Source organism: Rickettsia endosymbiont of Culicoides newsteadi (assembly GCF_002259525.1).
In the GTDB taxonomy this organism is placed as follows: Bacteria; Pseudomonadota; Alphaproteobacteria; order Rickettsiales; family Rickettsiaceae; genus Tisiphia.
Map to the genome: position 1 here is coordinate 1 of NZ_MWZE01000141.1, position 2,200 is coordinate 2,200.

The following is a 2,200-nucleotide window of genomic DNA, read 5'->3' on the forward strand; positions in this document are numbered from 1 at the left end:
ATCTAATCAATGTTACGGTGTATACGAAGATATCGTTGCTAATGCTTGCTATGCCTGGAATCAACTTAGTAAAAATGCAACTTTAGTAAAATCAATTATGTATAGAGAGTGGATTAATATACCGCGTTAATTATTTCAATTGGTATTATTCATAAATATTCCACTTCGCAAGAAAAAATGGTGTGGAATATGTTTGTCATGATGGCTCAATCTTACGTAGATAACCTTAGAGATAACGTAAATCGTAGTATTGCTCAAAAGCTCCGTCAAGGAGAGTGGATAAGTACAGCCCCTATAGGCTATTTGCATATAAAAAGCAATAATAGCAGAGATAGAGGCAAAGGTAAAATAATAGTTGACCCAGATCGTGCTCCTTTGATAAAAAAAGTATTTGAAACATATGCTATAGGTACTCATACTCTATCTGAGATGCTAGAGAAGACAAAAGAATGGGGATTACGTAATGCTAGAGGTAATCAAGGTCAGTTATGTCAATCGCATATTTATTCGATTATTACCAATCCATTTTACTATGGAGTAATGAGAATATTAAAAACTAAAAAAGAATACCCACATATCTACCCGCCTATTATTACCAAGGAGGTATTTGATGCTTGCCAGGCAGTGAGACTTGGTTGGAACAAAAAACCATTTAAATATGGAGAAAAAGAGTATATATTTAGAGGATTAATAAAATGTGTAGCTACTGGTAGGCTAGCTACTACTGAAACTAAAAAGAAAACATATGCAAATGGTAAAACTGAAGAATGGATATATTTAAGAACCTGGGATTCTAATAACCATAATAGGAGAATATACGTGAAAGAAGAAATAATATTAAAAGAAGTAGAAAAGGTTTTTGAAACACTAAGATTAGAGCCTGAGTTACTGAAAGAAGTAATATCTTGTATAAAAAGCTCAGCAAAAATTGAACAAGATTACCATAAGAACCGTATATCTGAATTACAATCTGAACACACAAAGATGAAAACTCGTATGGATAAGCTAACAGATTTATTTTTAGATGGCGATATTACAAAAGCAGAACATGAAGAGAAACGTGAACAGTTAATACAAAAACGTGAGGATATTGTCAACGAAATAGCAAGTCACGACAATGCCGATGATAAATTTTCAGAATGCCTAATCAACTTAGTAGAACTGGCTTCCGGAGCAGCAGAAGCCTTCAAAGGTTCCACTGCCGAAGGAAACGTAAATTGATAAATTTAGTATTTGTTAACCTGGAAATAAAAGGCGGGAAGCTAGACTTTAAGCTACGTCCACCGTTTGATATGTTCGTAAAATGTACCAAAATCGAAGAATGGCGCACCCTAAGGGATTCGAACCTTTGACCTACGGATTAGAAATCCGTTGCTCTATCCAGCTGAGCTAAGGGTGCGTATATTCGCAAGCTTTCAAGAATTGCTTTTTACAAATATCATGGTCAGTTCTTTGTCATTCATTTTTATAATTCTTTAAATCTCAAAAGCAATATATTTTCAAAAAATAATTCTTCAAAGCATTTGACTATAGATACAAAGCTGTTTGTTTTATATCAGCTAAGATTATCTTTTTCAAGTGTAAAAAATAATAATTTGGGAGTGTTCGTCAAACTGTGTCAAGTTAAAAAAATAATCTTTTAAATATATAAAATAAAGATTATTGATGTTGTAAATAGCGAAGAATGTGGATAAGTTACTATCAACTTATCCACATGTTCTTCGCATAAAATAATAGGAAATTTGACATGAGCAAACCAATGAAACCAATTCAACTAGACCAAGTATCGCAAATACTTAATCAAGATAAATGTATAGAAATCATTCAAGGACTATACCAAGGTAAACCGCTACTTGGTGCAGGTGGACTGCTAACATCATTAGTTAAAGATTTTACACAACTTGCCCTAGAAAGTGAAATGGATTGTCACTTACTGGAAAATAGTTTAGAACAAGGGAATAACCGGAGAAATGGTCTTACTACTAAAACTATGAAGACGGCTTCAGGTTCTTTTGAACTTGAAACGCCAAGAGATCGTAATGGTACTTTTGAACCACAATTAATAAAAAAAAGACAGACTATTTTAAATGAAGAGTTAGATAATAAAATATTAGGCCTGTATGCTCTTGGAACTTCTTACGAAGGGATTGCTGGACACCTACAAGAGATATATGGTGTAGAGGTATCAGCTGCGACGATT

2 protein-coding genes and 1 tRNA gene are annotated in these 2,200 nt (G+C 33.4%); 2 read left to right on the forward strand and 1 reads right to left on the reverse strand.

Features of this window, described 5'->3' with window-relative positions; all coding sequences use genetic code 11:
- Nucleotides 1-198: 198 nt before the first annotated feature.
- Nucleotides 199-1,221: a recombinase family protein gene (locus tag RiCNE_RS06805; protein WP_157905715.1), complete on the forward strand. Its 1,023-nt coding sequence runs from the start codon at nt 199-201 to the stop codon at nt 1,219-1,221.
- 101 nt (nt 1,222-1,322) lie between these two features.
- Here RiCNE_RS06805 and RiCNE_RS06810 read toward each other — a convergent pair.
- Nucleotides 1,323-1,399, reverse strand: a tRNA-Arg gene (locus tag RiCNE_RS06810).
- Nucleotides 1,400-1,747: 348 nt separating this feature from the next.
- Between RiCNE_RS06810 and RiCNE_RS06815 the strand changes: the two genes are divergently transcribed.
- A partial coding sequence (locus RiCNE_RS06815; RefSeq protein WP_192866953.1) for a transposase occupies nt 1,748-2,200 on the forward strand: 453 nt, incomplete at its 3' end.